Origin of the sequence: Methanimicrococcus stummii (genome assembly GCF_032594435.1) — an archaeon.
GTDB classification, from domain to species: Archaea; Halobacteriota; Methanosarcinia; order Methanosarcinales; family Methanosarcinaceae; genus Methanimicrococcus; species Methanimicrococcus stummii.
The window spans coordinates 1362687-1382572 of record NZ_CP131062.1 but is presented as its reverse complement, the minus strand read 5'-3'; the positions used below and the strand labels follow the sequence as shown (position 1 = coordinate 1382572).

The window sequence follows — 19886 nt, the reverse complement described above, 5'->3', positions numbered from 1 at the left end:
TCAGTTACAATTTAATTAAAGGCGTTGACAGTTACCCGACTGCGCCTTCCGTCACCGGTAACGCCGGCTGGACTTTCTCTGCCTGGACGCCTGCTTACGGTTTAAGCGGTGTTGTTCCGACCAGTGCAAGTGACGCCTCTTTCACGGCCACTTATGTCGAAAACGCAGCTGACCGTATCACCGTCACATTTGATTTGGACGGCAACGGCACAACAAGCGACGCGCTCAGTTACAATTTAATTAAAGGCGTTGACAGTTACCCGACTGCGCCTTCCGTCACCGGTAACGCCGGCTGGACTTTCTCTGCCTGGACGCCTGCTTACGGTTTAAGCGGTGTTGTTCCGACCGGTGCAAGTGACGCCTCTTTCACGGCCACTTATGTCGAAAACGCAGCTGACCGTATCACCGTCACATTTGATTTGGACGGCAACGGCACAACAAGCGACGCGCTCAGTTACAATTTAATTAAAGGCGTTGACAGTTACCCGACTGCGCCTTCCGTCACCGGTAACGCCGGCTGGACTTTCTCTGCCTGGACGCCTGCTTACGGTTTAAGCGGTGTTGTTCCGACCAGTGCAAGTGACGCCTCTTTCACGGCCACTTATGTCGAAAACGCAGCTGACCGTATCACCGTCACATTTGATTTGGACGGCAACGGCACAACAAGCGACGCGCTCAATTACAATTTAATTAAAGGCGTTGACAGTTACCCGACTGCGCCTTCCGTCACCGGTAACGCCGGCTGGACTTTCTCTGCCTGGACGCCTGCTTACGGTTTAAGCGGTGTTGTTCCGACCAGTGCAAGTGACGCCTCTTTCACGGCCACTTATGTCGAAAACGCCGCCGATCGTATCACCGTCACATTTGATTTGGACGGCAACGGCACAACAAGCGACGCGCTCAGTTACAATTTAATTAAAGGCGTTGACAGTTACCCGACTGCGCCTTCCGTCACCGGTAACGCCGGCTGGACTTTCTCTGCCTGGACGCCTGCTTACGGTTTAAGCGGTGTTGTTCCGACCAGTGCAAGTGACGCCTCTTTCACGGCCACTTATGTCGAAAACGCAGCTGACCGTATCACCGTCACATTTGATTTGGACGGCAACGGCACAACAAGCGACGCGCTCAGTTACAATTTAATTAAAGGCGTTGACAGTTACCCGACTGCGCCTTCCGTCACCGGTAACGCCGGCTGGACTTTCTCTGGCTGGACGCCTGCTTACAGTTTAAGCGGTGTTGTTCCGACCAGTGCAAGTGACGCCTCTTTCACGGCCACTTATGTCGAAAACGCCGCCGATCGTATCACCGTCACATTTGATTTGGACGGCAACGGCACAACAAGCGACGCGCTCAGTTACAATTTAATTAAAGGCGTTGACAGTTACCCGACTGCGCCTTCCGTCACCGGTAACGCCGGCTGGACTTTCTCTGCCTGGACGCCTGCTTACGGTTTAAGCGGTGTTGTTCCGACCAGTGCAAGTGACGCCTCTTTCACGGCCACTTATGTCGAAAACGCAGCTGACCGTATCACCGTCACATTTGATTTGGACGGCAACGGCACAACAAGCGACGCGCTCAGTTACAATTTAATTAAAGGCGTTGACAGTTACCCGACTGCGCCTTCCGTCACCGGTAACACCGGCTGGACTTTCTCTGCCTGGACGCCTGCTTACGGTTTAAGCGGTGTTGTTCCGACCAGTGCAAGTGACGCCTCTTTCACGGCCACTTATGTCGAAAACGCAGCTGACCGTATCACCGTCACATTTGATTTGGACGGCAACGGCACAACAAGCGACGCGCTCAGTTACAATTTAATTAAAGGCGTTGACAGTTACCCGACTGCGCCTTCCGTCACCGGTAACGCCGGCTGGACTTTCTCTGGCTGGACGCCTGCTTACGGTTTAAGCGGTGTTGTTCCGACCAGTGCAAGTGACGCCTCTTTCACGGCCACTTATGTCGAAAACGCAGCTGACCGTATCACCGTCACATTTGATTTGGACGGCAACGGCACAACAAGCGACGCGCTCAGTTACAATTTAATTAAAGGCGTTGACAGTTACCCGACTGCGCCTTCCGTCACCGGTAACGCCGGCTGGACTTTCTCTGCCTGGACGCCTGCTTACGGTTTAAGCGGTGTTGTTCCGACCAGTGCAAGTGACGCCTCTTTCACGGCCACTTATGTCGAAAACGCAGCTGACCGTATCACCGTCACATTTGATTTGGACGGCAACGGCACAACAAGCGACGCGCTCAGTTACAATTTAATTAAAGGCGTTGACAGTTACCCGACTGCGCCTTCCGTCACCGGTAACGCCGGCTGGACTTTCTCTGCCTGGACGCCTGCTTACGGTTTAAGCGGTGTTGTTCCGACCAGTGCAAGTGACGCCTCTTTCACGGCCACTTATGTCGAAAACGCAGCTGACCGTATCACCGTCACATTTGATTTGGACGGCAACGGCACAACAAGCGACGCGCTCAGTTACAATTTAATTAAAGGCGTTGACAGTTACCCGACTGCGCCTTCCGTCACCGGTAACGCCGGCTGGACTTTCTCTGCCTGGACGCCTGCTTACGGTTTAAGCGGTGTTGTTCCGACCGGTGCAAGTGACGCCTCTTTCACGGCCACTTATGTCGAAAACGCAGCTGACCGTATCACCGTCACATTTGATTTGGACGGCAACGGCACAACAAGCGACGCGCTCAGTTACAATTTAATTAAAGGCGTTGACAGTTACCCGACTGCGCCTTCCGTCACCGGTAACGCCGGCTGGACTTTCTCTGCCTGGACGCCTGCTTACGGTTTAAGCGGTGTTGTTCCGACCAGTGCAAGTGACGCCTCTTTCACGGCCACTTATGTCGAAAACGCAGCTGACCGTATCACCGTCACATTTGATTTGGACGGCAACGGCACAACAAGCGACGCGCTCAGTTACAATTTAATTAAAGGCGTTGACAGTTACCCGACTGCGCCTTCCGTCACCGGTAACGCCGGCTGGACTTTCTCTGGCTGGACGCCTGCTTACGGTTTAAGCGGTGTTGTTCCGACCGGTGCAAGTGACGCCTCTTTCACGGCCACTTATGTCGAAAACGCAGCTGACCGTATCACCGTCACATTTGATTTGGACGGCAACGGCACAACAAGCGACGCGCTCAGTTACAATTTAATTAAAGGCGTTGACAGTTACCCGACTGCGCCTTCCGTCACCGGTAACGCCGGCTGGACTTTCTCTGCCTGGACGCCTGCTTACGGTTTAAGCGGTGTTGTTCCGACCGGTGCAAGTGACGCCTCTTTCACGGCCACTTATGTCGAAAACGCAGCTGACCGTATCACCGTCACATTTGATTTGGACGGCAACGGCACAACAAGCGACGCGCTCAGTTACAATTTAATTAAAGGCGTTGACAGTTACCCGACTGCGCCTTCCGTCACCGGTAACGCCGGCTGGACTTTCTCTGGCTGGACGCCTGCTTACGGTTTAAGCGGTGTTGTTCCGACCAGTGCAAGTGACGCCTCTTTCACGGCCACTTATGTCGAAAACGCAGCTGACCGTATCACCGTCACATTTGATTTGGACGGCAACGGCACAACAAGCGACGCGCTCAGTTACAATTTAATTAAAGGCGTTGACAGTTACCCGACTGCGCCTTCCGTCACCGGTAACGCCGGCTGGACTTTCTCTGGCTGGACGCCTGCTTACGGTTTAAGCGGTGTTGTTCCGACCAGTGCAAGTGACGCCTCTTTCACGGCCACTTATGTCGAAAACGCAGCTGACCGTATCACCGTCACATTTGATTTGGACGGCAACGGCACAACAAGCGACGCGCTCAGTTACAATTTAATTAAAGGCGTTGACAGTTACCCGACTGCGCCTTCCGTCACCGGTAACGCCGGCTGGACTTTCTCTGCCTGGACGCCTGCTTACGGTTTAAGCGGTGTTGTTCCGACCAGTGCAAGTGACGCCTCTTTCACGGCCACTTATGTCGAAAACGCAGCTGACCGTATCACCGTCACATTTGATTTGGACGGCAACGGCACAACAAGCGACGCGCTCAGTTACAATTTAATTAAAGGCGTTGACAGTTACCCGACTGCGCCTTCCGTCACCGGTAACGCCGGCTGGACTTTCTCTGCCTGGACGCCTGCTTACGGTTTAAGCGGTGTTGTTCCGACCGGTGCAAGTGACGCCTCTTTCACGGCCACTTATGTCGAAAACGCAGCTGACCGTATCACCGTCACATTTGATTTGGACGGCAACGGCACAACAAGCGACGCGCTCAGTTACAATTTAATTAAAGGCGTTGACAGTTACCCGACTGCGCCTTCCGTCACCGGTAACGCCGGCTGGACTTTCTCTGCCTGGACGCCTGCTTACGGTTTAAGCGGTGTTGTTCCGACCAGTGCAAGTGACGCCTCTTTCACGGCCACTTATGTCGAAAACGCAGCTGACCGTATCACCGTCACATTTGATTTGGACGGCAACGGCACAACAAGCGACGCGCTCAGTTACAATTTAATTAAAGGCGTTGACAGTTACCCGACTGCGCCTTCCGTCACCGGTAACGCCGGCTGGACTTTCTCTGGCTGGACGCCTGCTTACGGTTTAAGCGGTGTTGTTCCGACCGGTGCAAGTGACGCCTCTTTCACGGCCACTTATGTCGAAAACGCAGCTGACCGTATCACCGTCACATTTGATTTGGACGGCAACGGCACAACAAGCGACGCGCTCAGTTACAATTTAATTAAAGGCGTTGACAGTTACCCGACTGCGCCTTCCGTCACCGGTAACGCCGGCTGGACTTTCTCTGCCTGGACGCCTGCTTACGGTTTAAGCGGTGTTGTTCCGACCGGTGCAAGTGACGCCTCTTTCACGGCCACTTATGTCGAAAACGCAGCTGACCGTATCACCGTCACATTTGATTTGGACGGCAACGGCACAACAAGCGACGCGCTCAGTTACAATTTAATTAAAGGCGTTGACAGTTACCCGACTGCGCCTTCCGTCACCGGTAACGCCGGCTGGACTTTCTCTGGCTGGACGCCTGCTTACGGTTTAAGCGGTGTTGTTCCGACCAGTGCAAGTGACGCCTCTTTCACGGCCACTTATGTCGAAAACGCAGCTGACCGTATCACCGTCACATTTGATTTGGACGGCAACGGCACAACAAGCGACGCGCTCAGTTACAATTTAATTAAAGGCGTTGACAGTTACCCGACTGCGCCTTCCGTCACCGGTAACGCCGGCTGGACTTTCTCTGGCTGGACGCCTGCTTACGGTTTAAGCGGTGTTGTTCCGACCAGTGCAAGTGACGCCTCTTTCACGGCCACTTATGTCGAAAACGCAGCTGACCGTATCACCGTCACATTTGATTTGGACGGCAACGGCACAACAAGCGACGCGCTCAGTTACAATTTAATTAAAGGCGTTGACAGTTACCCGACTGCGCCTTCCGTCACCGGTAACGCCGGCTGGACTTTCTCTGGCTGGACGCCTGCTTACGGTTTAAGCGGTGTTGTTCCGACCAGTGCAAGTGACGCCTCTTTCACGGCCACTTATGTCGAAAACGCCGCCGATCGTATCACCGTCACATTTGATTTGGACGGCAACGGCACAACAAGCGACGCGCTCAGTTACAATTTAATTAAAGGCGTTGACAGTTACCCGACTGCGCCTTCCGTCACCGGTAACGCCGGCTGGACTTTCTCTGCCTGGACGCCTGCTTACGGTTTAAGCGGTGTTGTTCCGACCAGTGCAAGTGACGCCTCTTTCACGGCCACTTATGTCGAAAACGCAGCTGACCGTATCACCGTCACATTTGATTTGGACGGCAACGGCACAACAAGCGACGCGCTCAGTTACAATTTAATTAAAGGCGTTGACAGTTACCCGACTGCGCCTTCCGTCACCGGTAACGCCGGCTGGACTTTCTCTGGCTGGACGCCTGCTTACAGTTTAAGCGGTGTTGTTCCGACCGGTGCAAGTGACGCCTCTTTCACGGCCACTTATGTCGAAAACGCAGCTGACCGTATCACCGTCACATTTGATTTGGACGGCAACGGCACAACAAGCGACGCGCTCAGTTACAATTTAATTAAAGGCGTTGACAGTTACCCGACTGCGCCTTCCGTCACCGGTAACGCCGGCTGGACTTTCTCTGCCTGGACGCCTGCTTACGGTTTAAGCGGTGTTGTTCCGACCAGTGCAAGTGACGCCTCTTTCACGGCCACTTATGTCGAAAACGCAGCTGACCGTATCACCGTCACATTTGATTTGGACGGCAACGGCACAACAAGCGACGCGCTCAGTTACAATTTAATTAAAGGCGTTGACAGTTACCCGACTGCGCCTTCCGTCACCGGTAACGCCGGCTGGACTTTCTCTGCCTGGACGCCTGCTTACGGTTTAAGCGGTGTTGTTCCGACCAGTGCAAGTGACGCCTCTTTCACGGCCACTTATGTCGAAAACGCAGCTGACCGTATCACCGTCACATTTGATTTGGACGGCAACGGCACAACAAGCGACGCGCTCAGTTACAATTTAATTAAAGGCGTTGACAGTTACCCGACTGCGCCTTCCGTCACCGGTAACGCCGGCTGGACTTTCTCTGGCTGGACGCCTGCTTACAGTTTAAGCGGTGTTGTTCCGACCGGTGCAAGTGACGCCTCTTTCACGGCCACTTATGTCGAAAACGCAGCTGACCGTATCACCGTCACATTTGATTTGGACGGCAACGGCACAACAAGCGACGCGCTCAGTTACAATTTAATTAAAGGCGTTGACAGTTACCCGACTGCGCCTTCCGTCACCGGTAACACCGGCTGGACTTTCTCTGCCTGGACGCCTGCTTACGGTTTAAGCGGTGTTGTTCCGACCAGTGCAAGTGACGCCTCTTTCACGGCCACTTATGTCGAAAACGCCGCCGATCGTATCACCGTCACATTTGATTTGGACGGCAACGGCACAACAAGCGACGCGCTCAGTTACAATTTAATTAAAGGCGTTGACAGTTACCCGACTGCGCCTTCCGTCACCGGTAACGCCGGCTGGACTTTCTCTGCCTGGACGCCTGCTTACGGTTTAAGCGGTGTTGTTCCGACCAGTGCAAGTGACGCCTCTTTCACGGCCACTTATGTCGAAAACGCCGCCGATCGTATCACCGTCACATTTGATTTGGACGGCAACGGCACAACAAGCGACGCGCTCAGTTACAATTTAATTAAAGGCGTTGACAGTTACCCGACTGCGCCTTCCGTCACCGGTAACGCCGGCTGGACTTTCTCTGCCTGGACGCCTGCTTACGGTTTAAGCGGTGTTGTTCCGACCAGTGCAAGTGACGCCTCTTTCACGGCCACTTATGTCGAAAACGCAGCTGACCGTATCACCGTCACATTTGATTTGGACGGCAACGGCACAACAAGCGACGCGCTCAGTTACAATTTAATTAAAGGCGTTGACAGTTACCCGACTGCGCCTTCCGTCACCGGTAACGCCGGCTGGACTTTCTCTGCCTGGACGCCTGCTTACGGTTTAAGCGGTGTTGTTCCGACCGGTGCAAGTGACGCCTCTTTCACGGCCACTTATGTCGAAAACGCAGCTGACCGTATCACCGTCACATTTGATTTGGACGGCAACGGCACAACAAGCGACGCGCTCAGTTACAATTTAATTAAAGGCGTTGACAGTTACCCGACTGCGCCTTCCGTCACCGGTAACGCCGGCTGGACTTTCTCTGGCTGGACGCCTGCTTACGGTTTAAGCGGTGTTGTTCCGACCGGTGCAAGTGACGCCTCTTTCACGGCCACTTATGTCGAAAACGCAGCTGACCGTATCACCGTCACATTTGATTTGGACGGCAACGGCACAACAAGCGACGCGCTCAGTTACAATTTAATTAAAGGCGTTGACAGTTACCCGACTGCGCCTTCCGTCACCGGTAACGCCGGCTGGACTTTCTCTGGCTGGACGCCTGCTTACGGTTTAAGCGGTGTTGTTCCGACCGGTGCAAGTGACGCCTCTTTCACGGCCACTTATGTCGAAAACGCAGCTGACCGTATCACCGTCACATTTGATTTGGACGGCAACGGCACAACAAGCGACGCGCTCAATTACAATTTAATTAAAGGCGTTGACAGTTACCCGACTGCGCCTTCCGTCACCGGTAACGCCGGCTGGACTTTCTCTGCCTGGACGCCTGCTTACGGTTTAAGCGGTGTTGTTCCGACCAGTGCAAGTGACGCCTCTTTCACGGCCACTTATGTCGAAAACGCCGCCGATCGTATCACCGTCACATTTGATTTGGACGGCAACGGCACAACAAGCGACGCGCTCAGTTACAATTTAATTAAAGGCGTTGACAGTTACCCGACTGCGCCTTCCGTCACCGGTAACGCCGGCTGGACTTTCTCTGCCTGGACGCCTGCTTACGGTTTAAGCGGTGTTGTTCCGACCAGTGCAAGTGACGCCTCTTTCACGGCCACTTATGTCGAAAACGCAGCTGACCGTATCACCGTCACATTTGATTTGGACGGCAACGGCACAACAAGCGACGCGCTCAGTTACAATTTAATTAAAGGCGTTGACAGTTACCCGACTGCGCCTTCCGTCACCGGTAACGCCGGCTGGACTTTCTCTGGCTGGACGCCTGCTTACAGTTTAAGCGGTGTTGTTCCGACCGGTGCAAGTGACGCCTCTTTCACGGCCACTTATGTCGAAAACGCAGCTGACCGTATCACCGTCACATTTGATTTGGACGGCAACGGCACAACAAGCGACGCGCTCAGTTACAATTTAATTAAAGGCGTTGACAGTTACCCGACTGCGCCTTCCGTCACCGGTAACGCCGGCTGGACTTTCTCTGGCTGGACGCCTGCTTACGGTTTAAGCGGTGTTGTTCCGACCGGTGCAAGTGACGCCTCTTTCACGGCCACTTATGTCGAAAACGCAGCTGACCGTATCACCGTCACATTTGATTTGGACGGCAACGGCACAACAAGCGACGCGCTCAGTTACAATTTAATTAAAGGCGTTGACAGTTACCCGACTGCGCCTTCCGTCACCGGTAACGCCGGCTGGACTTTCTCTGCCTGGACGCCTGCTTACGGTTTAAGCGGTGTTGTTCCGACCGGTGCAAGTGACGCCTCTTTCACGGCCACTTATGTCGAAAACGCAGCTGACCGTATCACCGTCACATTTGATTTGGACGGCAACGGCACAACAAGCGACGCGCTCAGTTACAATTTAATTAAAGGCGTTGACAGTTACCCGACTGCGCCTTCCGTCACCGGTAACGCCGGCTGGACTTTCTCTGCCTGGACGCCTGCTTACGGTTTAAGCGGTGTTGTTCCGACCGGTGCAAGTGACGCCTCTTTCACGGCCACTTATGTCGAAAACGCAGCTGACCGTATCACCGTCACATTTGATTTGGACGGCAACGGCACAACAAGCGACGCGCTCAGTTACAATTTAATTAAAGGCGTTGACAGTTACCCGACTGCGCCTTCCGTCACCGGTAACGCCGGCTGGACTTTCTCTGGCTGGACGCCTGCTTACGGTTTAAGCGGTGTTGTTCCGACCGGTGCAAGTGACGCCTCTTTCACGGCCACTTATGTCGAAAACGCAGCTGACCGTATCACCGTCACATTTGATTTGGACGGCAACGGCACAACAAGCGACGCGCTCAGTTACAATTTAATTAAAGGCGTTGACAGTTACCCGACTGCGCCTTCCGTCACCGGTAACGCCGGCTGGACTTTCTCTGGCTGGACGCCTGCTTACGGTTTAAGCGGTGTTGTTCCGACCGGTGCAAGTGACGCCTCTTTCACGGCCACTTATGTCGAAAACGCAGCTGACCGTATCACCGTCACATTTGATTTGGACGGCAACGGCACAACAAGCGACGCGCTCAATTACAATTTAATTAAAGGCGTTGACAGTTACCCGACTGCGCCTTCCGTCACCGGTAACGCCGGCTGGACTTTCTCTGCCTGGACGCCTGCTTACGGTTTAAGCGGTGTTGTTCCGACCAGTGCAAGTGACGCCTCTTTCACGGCCACTTATGTCGAAAACGCCGCCGATCGTATCACCGTCACATTTGATTTGGACGGCAACGGCACAACAAGCGACGCGCTCAGTTACAATTTAATTAAAGGCGTTGACAGTTACCCGACTGCGCCTTCCGTCACCGGTAACGCCGGCTGGACTTTCTCTGCCTGGACGCCTGCTTACGGTTTAAGCGGTGTTGTTCCGACCAGTGCAAGTGACGCCTCTTTCACGGCCACTTATGTCGAAAACGCAGCTGACCGTATCACCGTCACATTTGATTTGGACGGCAACGGCACAACAAGCGACGCGCTCAGTTACAATTTAATTAAAGGCGTTGACAGTTACCCGACTGCGCCTTCCGTCACCGGTAACGCCGGCTGGACTTTCTCTGGCTGGACGCCTGCTTACAGTTTAAGCGGTGTTGTTCCGACCGGTGCAAGTGACGCCTCTTTCACGGCCACTTATGTCGAAAACGCAGCTGACCGTATCACCGTCACATTTGATTTGGACGGCAACGGCACAACAAGCGACGCGCTCAGTTACAATTTAATTAAAGGCGTTGACAGTTACCCGACTGCGCCTTCCGTCACCGGTAACGCCGGCTGGACTTTCTCTGGCTGGACGCCTGCTTACGGTTTAAGCGGTGTTGTTCCGACCGGTGCAAGTGACGCCTCTTTCACGGCCACTTATGTCGAAAACGCAGCTGACCGTATCACCGTCACATTTGATTTGGACGGCAACGGCACAACAAGCGACGCGCTCAGTTACAATTTAATTAAAGGCGTTGACAGTTACCCGACTGCGCCTTCCGTCACCGGTAACGCCGGCTGGACTTTCTCTGCCTGGACGCCTGCTTACGGTTTAAGCGGTGTTGTTCCGACCGGTGCAAGTGACGCCTCTTTCACGGCCACTTATGTCGAAAACGCAGCTGACCGTATCACCGTCACATTTGATTTGGACGGCAACGGCACAACAAGCGACGCGCTCAGTTACAATTTAATTAAAGGCGTTGACAGTTACCCGACTGCGCCTTCCGTCACCGGTAACGCCGGCTGGACTTTCTCTGGCTGGACGCCTGCTTACGGTTTAAGCGGTGTTGTTCCGACCAGTGCAAGTGACGCCTCTTTCACGGCCACTTATGTCGAAAACGCAGCTGACCGTATCACCGTCACATTTGATTTGGACGGCAACGGCACAACAAGCGACGCGCTCAGTTACAATTTAATTAAAGGCGTTGACAGTTACCCGACTGCGCCTTCCGTCACCGGTAACGCCGGCTGGACTTTCTCTGCCTGGACGCCTGCTTACGGTTTAAGCGGTGTTGTTCCGACCAGTGCAAGTGACGCCTCTTTCACGGCCACTTATGTCGAAAACGCCGCCGATCGTATCACCGTCACATTTGATTTGGACGGCAACGGCACAACAAGCGACGCGCTCAGTTACAATTTAATTAAAGGCGTTGACAGTTACCCGACTGCGCCTTCCGTCACCGGTAACGCCGGCTGGACTTTCTCTGCCTGGACGCCTGCTTACGGTTTAAGCGGTGTTGTTCCGACCAGTGCAAGTGACGCCTCTTTCACGGCCACTTATGTCGAAAACGCAGCTGACCGTATCACCGTCACATTTGATTTGGACGGCAACGGCACAACAAGCGACGCGCTCAGTTACAATTTAATTAAAGGCGTTGACAGTTACCCGACTGCGCCTTCCGTCACCGGTAACGCCGGCTGGACTTTCTCTGGCTGGACGCCTGCTTACAGTTTAAGCGGTGTTGTTCCGACCGGTGCAAGTGACGCCTCTTTCACGGCCACTTATGTCGAAAACGCAGCTGACCGTATCACCGTCACATTTGATTTGGACGGCAACGGCACAACAAGCGACGCGCTCAGTTACAATTTAATTAAAGGCGTTGACAGTTACCCGACTGCGCCTTCCGTCACCGGTAACGCCGGCTGGACTTTCTCTGGCTGGACGCCTGCTTACGGTTTAAGCGGTGTTGTTCCGACCGGTGCAAGTGACGCCTCTTTCACGGCCACTTATGTCGAAAACGCAGCTGACCGTATCACCGTCACATTTGATTTGGACGGCAACGGCACAACAAGCGACGCGCTCAGTTACAATTTAATTAAAGGCGTTGACAGTTACCCGACTGCGCCTTCCGTCACCGGTAACACCGGCTGGACTTTCTCTGCCTGGACGCCTGCTTACGGTTTAAGCGGTGTTGTTCCGACCAGTGCAAGTGACGCCTCTTTCACGGCCACTTATGTCGAAAACGCAGCTGACCGTATCACCGTCACATTTGATTTGGACGGCAACGGCACAACAAGCGACGCGCTCAGTTACAATTTAATTAAAGGCGTTGACAGTTACCCGACTGCGCCTTCCGTCACCGGTAACGCCGGCTGGACTTTCTCTGCCTGGACGCCTGCTTACGGTTTAAGCGGTGTTGTTCCGACCAGTGCAAGTGACGCCTCTTTCACGGCCACTTATGTCGAAAACGCAGCTGACCGTATCACCGTCACATTTGATTTGGACGGCAACGGCACAACAAGCGACGCGCTCAGTTACAATTTAATTAAAGGCGTTGACAGTTACCCGACTGCGCCTTCCGTCACCGGTAACGCCGGCTGGACTTTCTCTGCCTGGACGCCTGCTTACGGTTTAAGCGGTGTTGTTCCGACCAGTGCAAGTGACGCCTCTTTCACGGCCACTTATGTCGAAAACGCAGCTGACCGTATCACCGTCACATTTGATTTGGACGGCAACGGCACAACAAGCGACGCGCTCAGTTACAATTTAATTAAAGGCGTTGACAGTTACCCGACTGCGCCTTCCGTCACCGGTAACGCCGGCTGGACTTTCTCTGCCTGGACGCCTGCTTACGGTTTAAGCGGTGTTGTTCCGACCAGTGCAAGTGACGCCTCTTTCACGGCCACTTATGTCGAAAACGCAGCTGACCGTATCACCGTCACATTTGATTTGGACGGCAACGGCACAACAAGCGACGCGCTCAGTTACAATTTAATTAAAGGCGTTGACAGTTACCCGACTGCGCCTTCCGTCACCGGTAACGCCGGCTGGACTTTCTCTGGCTGGACGCCTGCTTACAGTTTAAGCGGTGTTGTTCCGACCGGTGCAAGTGACGCCTCTTTCACGGCCACTTATGTCGAAAACGCAGCTGACCGTATCACCGTCACATTTGATTTGGACGGCAACGGCACAACAAGCGACGCGCTCAGTTACAATTTAATTAAAGGCGTTGACAGTTACCCGACTGCGCCTTCCGTCACCGGTAACACCGGCTGGACTTTCTCTGCCTGGACGCCTGCTTACGGTTTAAGCGGTGTTGTTCCGACCAGTGCAAGTGACGCCTCTTTCACGGCCACTTATGTCGAAAACGCCGCCGATCGTATCACCGTCACATTTGATTTGGACGGCAACGGCACAACAAGCGACGCGCTCAGTTACAATTTAATTAAAGGCGTTGACAGTTACCCGACTGCGCCTTCCGTCACCGGTAACGCCGGCTGGACTTTCTCTGCCTGGACGCCTGCTTACGGTTTAAGCGGTGTTGTTCCGACCAGTGCAAGTGACGCCTCTTTCACGGCCACTTATGTCGAAAACGCCGCCGATCGTATCACCGTCACATTTGATTTGGACGGCAACGGCACAACAAGCGACGCGCTCAGTTACAATTTAATTAAAGGCGTTGACAGTTACCCGACTGCGCCTTCCGTCACCGGTAACGCCGGCTGGACTTTCTCTGCCTGGACGCCTGCTTACGGTTTAAGCGGTGTTGTTCCGACCAGTGCAAGTGACGCCTCTTTCACGGCCACTTATGTCGAAAACGCCGCCGATCGTATCACCGTCACATTTGATTTGGACGGCAACGGCACAACAAGCGACGCGCTCAGTTACAATTTAATTAAAGGCGTTGACAGTTACCCGACTGCGCCTTCCGTCACCGGTAACGCCGGCTGGACTTTCTCTGCCTGGACGCCTGCTTACGGTTTAAGCGGTGTTGTTCCGACCAGTGCAAGTGACGCCTCTTTCACGGCCACTTATGTCGAAAACGCCGCCGATCGTATCACCGTCACATTTGATTTGGACGGCAACGGCACAACAAGCGACGCGCTCAGTTACAATTTAATTAAAGGCGTTGACAGTTACCCGACTGCGCCTTCCGTCACCGGTAACGCCGGCTGGACTTTCTCTGGCTGGACGCCTGCTTACGGTTTAAGCGGTGTTGTTCCGACCGGTGCAAGTGACGCCTCTTTCACGGCCACTTATGTCGAAAACGCAGCTGACCGTATCACCGTCACATTTGATTTGGACGGCAACGGCACAACAAGCGACGCGCTCAGTTACAATTTAATTAAAGGCGTTGACAGTTACCCGACTGCGCCTTCCGTCACCGGTAACGCCGGCTGGACTTTCTCTGGCTGGACGCCTGCTTACGGTTTAAGCGGTGTTGTTCCGACCGGTGCAAGTGACGCCTCTTTCACGGCCACTTATGTCGAAAACGCAGCTGACCGTATCACCGTCACATTTGATTTGGACGGCAACGGCACAACAAGCGACGCGCTCAATTACAATTTAATTAAAGGCGTTGACAGTTACCCGACTGCGCCTTCCGTCACCGGTAACGCCGGCTGGACTTTCTCTGCCTGGACGCCTGCTTACGGTTTAAGCGGTGTTGTTCCGACCAGTGCAAGTGACGCCTCTTTCACGGCCACTTATGTCGAAAACGCCGCCGATCGTATCACCGTCACATTTGATTTGGACGGCAACGGCACAACAAGCGACGCGCTCAGTTACAATTTAATTAAAGGCGTTGACAGTTACCCGACTGCGCCTTCCGTCACCGGTAACGCCGGCTGGACTTTCTCTGCCTGGACGCCTGCTTACGGTTTAAGCGGTGTTGTTCCGACCAGTGCAAGTGACGCCTCTTTCACGGCCACTTATGTCGAAAACGCCGCCGATCGTATCACCGTCACATTTGATTTGGACGGCAACGGCACAACAAGCGACGCGCTCAGTTACAATTTAATTAAAGGCGTTGACAGTTACCCGACTGCGCCTTCCGTCACCGGTAACGCCGGCTGGACTTTCTCTGCCTGGACGCCTGCTTACGGTTTAAGCGGTGTTGTTCCGACCAGTGCAAGTGACGCCTCTTTCACGGCCACTTATGTCGAAAACGCCGCCGATCGTATCACCGTCACATTTGATTTGGACGGCAACGGCACAACAAGCGACGCGCTCAGTTACAATTTAATTAAAGGCGTTGACAGTTACCCGACTGCGCCTTCCGTCACCGGTAACGCCGGCTGGACTTTCTCTGGCTGGACGCCTGCTTACGGTTTAAGCGGTGTTGTTCCGACCGGTGCAAGTGACGCCTCTTTCACGGCCACTTATGTCGAAAACGCAGCTGACCGTATCACCGTCACATTTGATTTGGACGGCAACGGCACAACAAGCGACGCGCTCAGTTACAATTTAATTAAAGGCGTTGACAGTTACCCGACTGCGCCTTCCGTCACCGGTAACGCCGGCTGGACTTTCTCTGGCTGGACGCCTGCTTACGGTTTAAGCGGTGTTGTTCCGACCGGTGCAAGTGACGCCTCTTTCACGGCCACTTATGTCGAAAACGCAGCTGACCGTATCACCGTCACATTTGATTTGGACGGCAACGGCACAACAAGCGACGCGCTCAATTACAATTTAATTAAAGGCGTTGACAGTTACCCGACTGCGCCTTCCGTCACCGGTAACGCCGGCTGGACTTTCTCTGCCTGGACGCCTGCTTACGGTTTAAGCGGTGTTGTTCCGACCAGTGCAAGTGACGCCTCTTTCACGGCCACTTATGTCGAAAACGCCGCCGATCGTATCACCGTCACATTTGATTTGGACGGCAACGGCACAACAAGCGACGCGCTCAATTACAATTTAATTAAAGGCGTTGACAGTTACCCGACTGCGCCTTCCGTCACCGGTAACGCCGGCTGGACTTTCTCTGCCTGGACGCCTGCTTACGGTTTAAGCGGTGTTGTTCCGACCAGTGCAAGTGACGCCTCTTTCACGGCCACTTATGTCGAAAACGCCGCCGATCGTATCACCGTCACATTTGATTTGGACGGCAACGGCACAACAAGCGACGCGCTCAGTTACAATTTAATTAAAGGCGTTGACAGTTACCCGACTGCGCCTTCCGTCACCGGTAACGCCGGCTGGACTTTCTCTGCCTGGACGCCTGCTTACGGTTTAAGCGGTGTTGTTCCGACCAGTGCAAGTGACGCCTCTTTCACGGCCACTTATGTCGAAAACGCCGCCGATCGTATCACCGTCACATTTGATTTGGACGGCAACGGCACAACAAGCGACGCGCTCAGTTACAATTTAATTAAAGGCGTTGACAGTTACCCGACTGCGCCTTCCGTCACCGGTAACGCCGGCTGGACTTTCTCTGCCTGGACGCCTGCTTACGGTTTAAGCGGTGTTGTTCCGACCAGTGCAAGTGACGCCTCTTTCACGGCCACTTATGTCGAAAACGCCGCCGATCGTATCACCGTCACATTTGATTTGGACGGCAACGGCACAACAAGCGACGCGCTCAGTTACAATTTAATTAAAGGCGTTGACAGTTACCCGACTGCGCCTTCCGTCACCGGTAACGCCGGCTGGACTTTCTCTGGCTGGACGCCTGCTTACGGTTTAAGCGGTGTTGTTCCGACCGGTGCAAGTGACGCCTCTTTCACGGCCACTTATGTCGAAAACGCAGCTGACCGTATCACCGTCACATTTGATTTGGACGGCAACGGCACAACAAGCGACGCGCTCAGTTACAATTTAATTAAAGGCGTTGACAGTTACCCGACTGCGCCTTCCGTCACCGGTAACGCCGGCTGGACTTTCTCTGGCTGGACGCCTGCTTACGGTTTAAGCGGTGTTGTTCCGACCGGTGCAAGTGACGCCTCTTTCACGGCCACTTATGTCGAAAACGCAGCTGACCGTATCACCGTCACATTTGATTTGGACGGCAACGGCACAACAAGCGACGCGCTCAATTACAATTTAATTAAAGGCGTTGACAGTTACCCGACTGCGCCTTCCGTCACCGGTAACGCCGGCTGGACTTTCTCTGCCTGGACGCCTGCTTACGGTTTAAGCGGTGTTGTTCCGACCAGTGCAAGTGACGCCTCTTTCACGGCCACTTATGTCGAAAACGCAGCTGACCGTATCACCGTCACATTTGATTTGGACGGCAACGGCACAACAAGCGACGCGCTCAGTTACAATTTAATTAAAGGCGTTGACAGTTACCCGACTGCGCCTTCCGTCACCGGTAACGCCGGCTGGACTTTCTCTGGCTGGACGCCTGCTTACAGTTTAAGCGGTGTTGTTCCGACCAGTGCAAGTGACGCCTCTTTCACGGCCACTTATGTCGAAAACGCCGCCGATCGTATCACCGTCACATTTGATTTGGACGGCAACGGCACAACAAGCGACGCGCTCAGTTACAATTTAATTAAAGGCGTTGACAGTTACCCGACTGCGCCTTCCGTCACCGGTAACGCCGGCTGGACTTTCTCTGCCTGGACGCCTGCTTACGGTTTAAGCGGTGTTGTTCCGACCAGTGCAAGTGACGCCTCTTTCACGGCCACTTATGTCGAAAACGCCGCCGATCGTATCACCGTCACATTTGATTTGGACGGCAACGGCACAACAAGCGACGCGCTCAGTTACAATTTAATTAAAGGCGTTGACAGTTACCCGACTGCGCCTTCCGTCACCGGTAACACCGGCTGGACTTTCTCTGCCTGGACGCCTGCTTACGGTTTAAGCGGTGTTGTTCCGACCAGTGCAAGTGACGCCTCTTTCACGGCCACTTATGTCGAAAACGCAGCTGACCGTATCACCGTCACATTTGATTTGGACGGCAACGGCACAACAAGCGACGCGCTCAGTTACAATTTAATTAAAGGCGTTGACAGTTACCCGACTGCGCCTTCCGTCACCGGTAACGCCGGCTGGACTTTCTCTGGCTGGACGCCTGCTTACGGTTTAAGCGGTGTTGTTCCGACCAGTGCAAGTGACGCCTCTTTCACGGCCACTTATGTCGAAAACGCAGCTGACCGTATCACCGTCACATTTGATTTGGACGGCAACGGCACAACAAGCGACGCGCTCAGTTACAATTTAATTAAAGGCGTTGACAGTTACCCGACTGCGCCTTCCGTCACCGGTAACGCCGGCTGGACTTTCTCTGCCTGGACGCCTGCTTACGGTTTAAGCGGTGTTGTTCCGACCAGTGCAAGTGACGCCTCTTTCACGGCCACTTATGTCGAAAACGCAGCTGACCGTATCACCGTCACATTTGATTTGGACGGCAACGGCACAACAAGCGACGCGCTCAGTTACAATTTAATTAAAGGCGTTGACAGTTACCCGACTGCTCCGACTGTTGTCGGAAATACAGGTTGGATCTTCAACAGCTGGTCTCCGACTTACACCTTAACAGGTCAAGTCCCAATAGGCGCAACCGATGCAACTTTCAAAGCATTGTATGTTCCTGACACAGGCGGACATGTTTTGACCTACTGGTCAGAAACGGCAGGCAATTATCATCTGACATCTTTACTGGCAGGTGAAACCCACCAACTCCTCAACCAAACAGAAGTCGGTTTCTCAAAACTCGGCAGTATCTTAATCGGTTGGTCTACAACTCCGTCAGCAACTACTCCGGAATATCACATCGGAAGCATTTTCACAATGCCTGCCAATAACGAAGACCTGTATGCTGTCTGGGATGACCCGACAACTTACGACTATTCAATAAACTACTATCCGAATGGCGCTGATGTTCCGGCAGGAAATCCGGGTACACCGGTTGTTGTTTATTACACCGCCAAAACAAATGTTAATATCATCAATGCCGCAGATGCGGGCTTTGTTAAAACAGGTTACTTCTTGAAAGGATGGAATGATGATCAATCTTCGATTGTCCAATACGATTCCGGCGAACAAGGCGTTGACATGAGTCTTGAATCCGCTGCAACCAATTTATACGCAGTTTGGGAAGAAGGCGAATACAAGGTCACTTACACGACAGATGCGCCGAATGATGTCATTGGAACTTTGCCGGCAGAAGTCAGATATAGCGAAGATGATCTTCTGCCTGTTGAAAATGGTACTGATTTGATTAGAGTCGGTTACGAATTCGACGGTTGGAAATCAAATGTCGTTGTTGATGTTAACGGCGGTTCTTCGACTGACACATTTGTAGGCGACGGGTCAGAGTTTATCTTTATGCCGGATTCTGATCTTACTTTCGAAGCGATTTGGATTGACAGATCAATGGAAAGCTTCACAATTGCGTATGACGGCAACGGTTACACAGGGTCAGGCATTCCGCCGACAACATCCAGTTACAGTTACAATTATGAAACTTCCGTTCTTTCCAACACAATGGATTATGAAGGCCACATCTTCAAAGGCTGGACTATGGATCAAAACGGAGCCGGAACACTTTACAGAACCGGTGATTTGTTCAGAGTTACCGACGATATCACTTTCTATGCGCAGTGGTACAGAACAGGATCCGACGGCGGCAGCGGAACCGGCAACGCAACCGTTGTCGACCCGATGCCCGGAATTCCGGAAGAGCCTGAGCCGCCCGGACCCGGACCGGATCCGAGCCCCGGACCCGATCCGGAACCCGAGCCCGAGCCGATGAACAACGCAATATTGTGCTTGGTGTACATCATTTCAATTTCAGTTTACGCCTTCTTCTACAGAAGAGCAGACGAAATTGACAAAGATTACGACGCAGAAATGGAATCCGAATAA

At 53.4% G+C, this 19886-nt stretch carries 1 protein-coding gene (only partly in view); it reads left to right on the top strand.

Annotated features, from left to right (window positions below; genetic code table 11):
- A protein-coding gene (locus MmiEs2_RS06625) for an InlB B-repeat-containing protein (RefSeq protein WP_316559089.1) crosses the window boundary here: on the top strand, nucleotides 1-19886 show its 3' portion. The gene continues 8986 nt to the left of window position 1, outside the view; 19886 of the gene's 28872 nt are visible here — the last part of the coding sequence; its start codon lies beyond the left edge, outside the window; the stop codon is at nucleotides 19884-19886.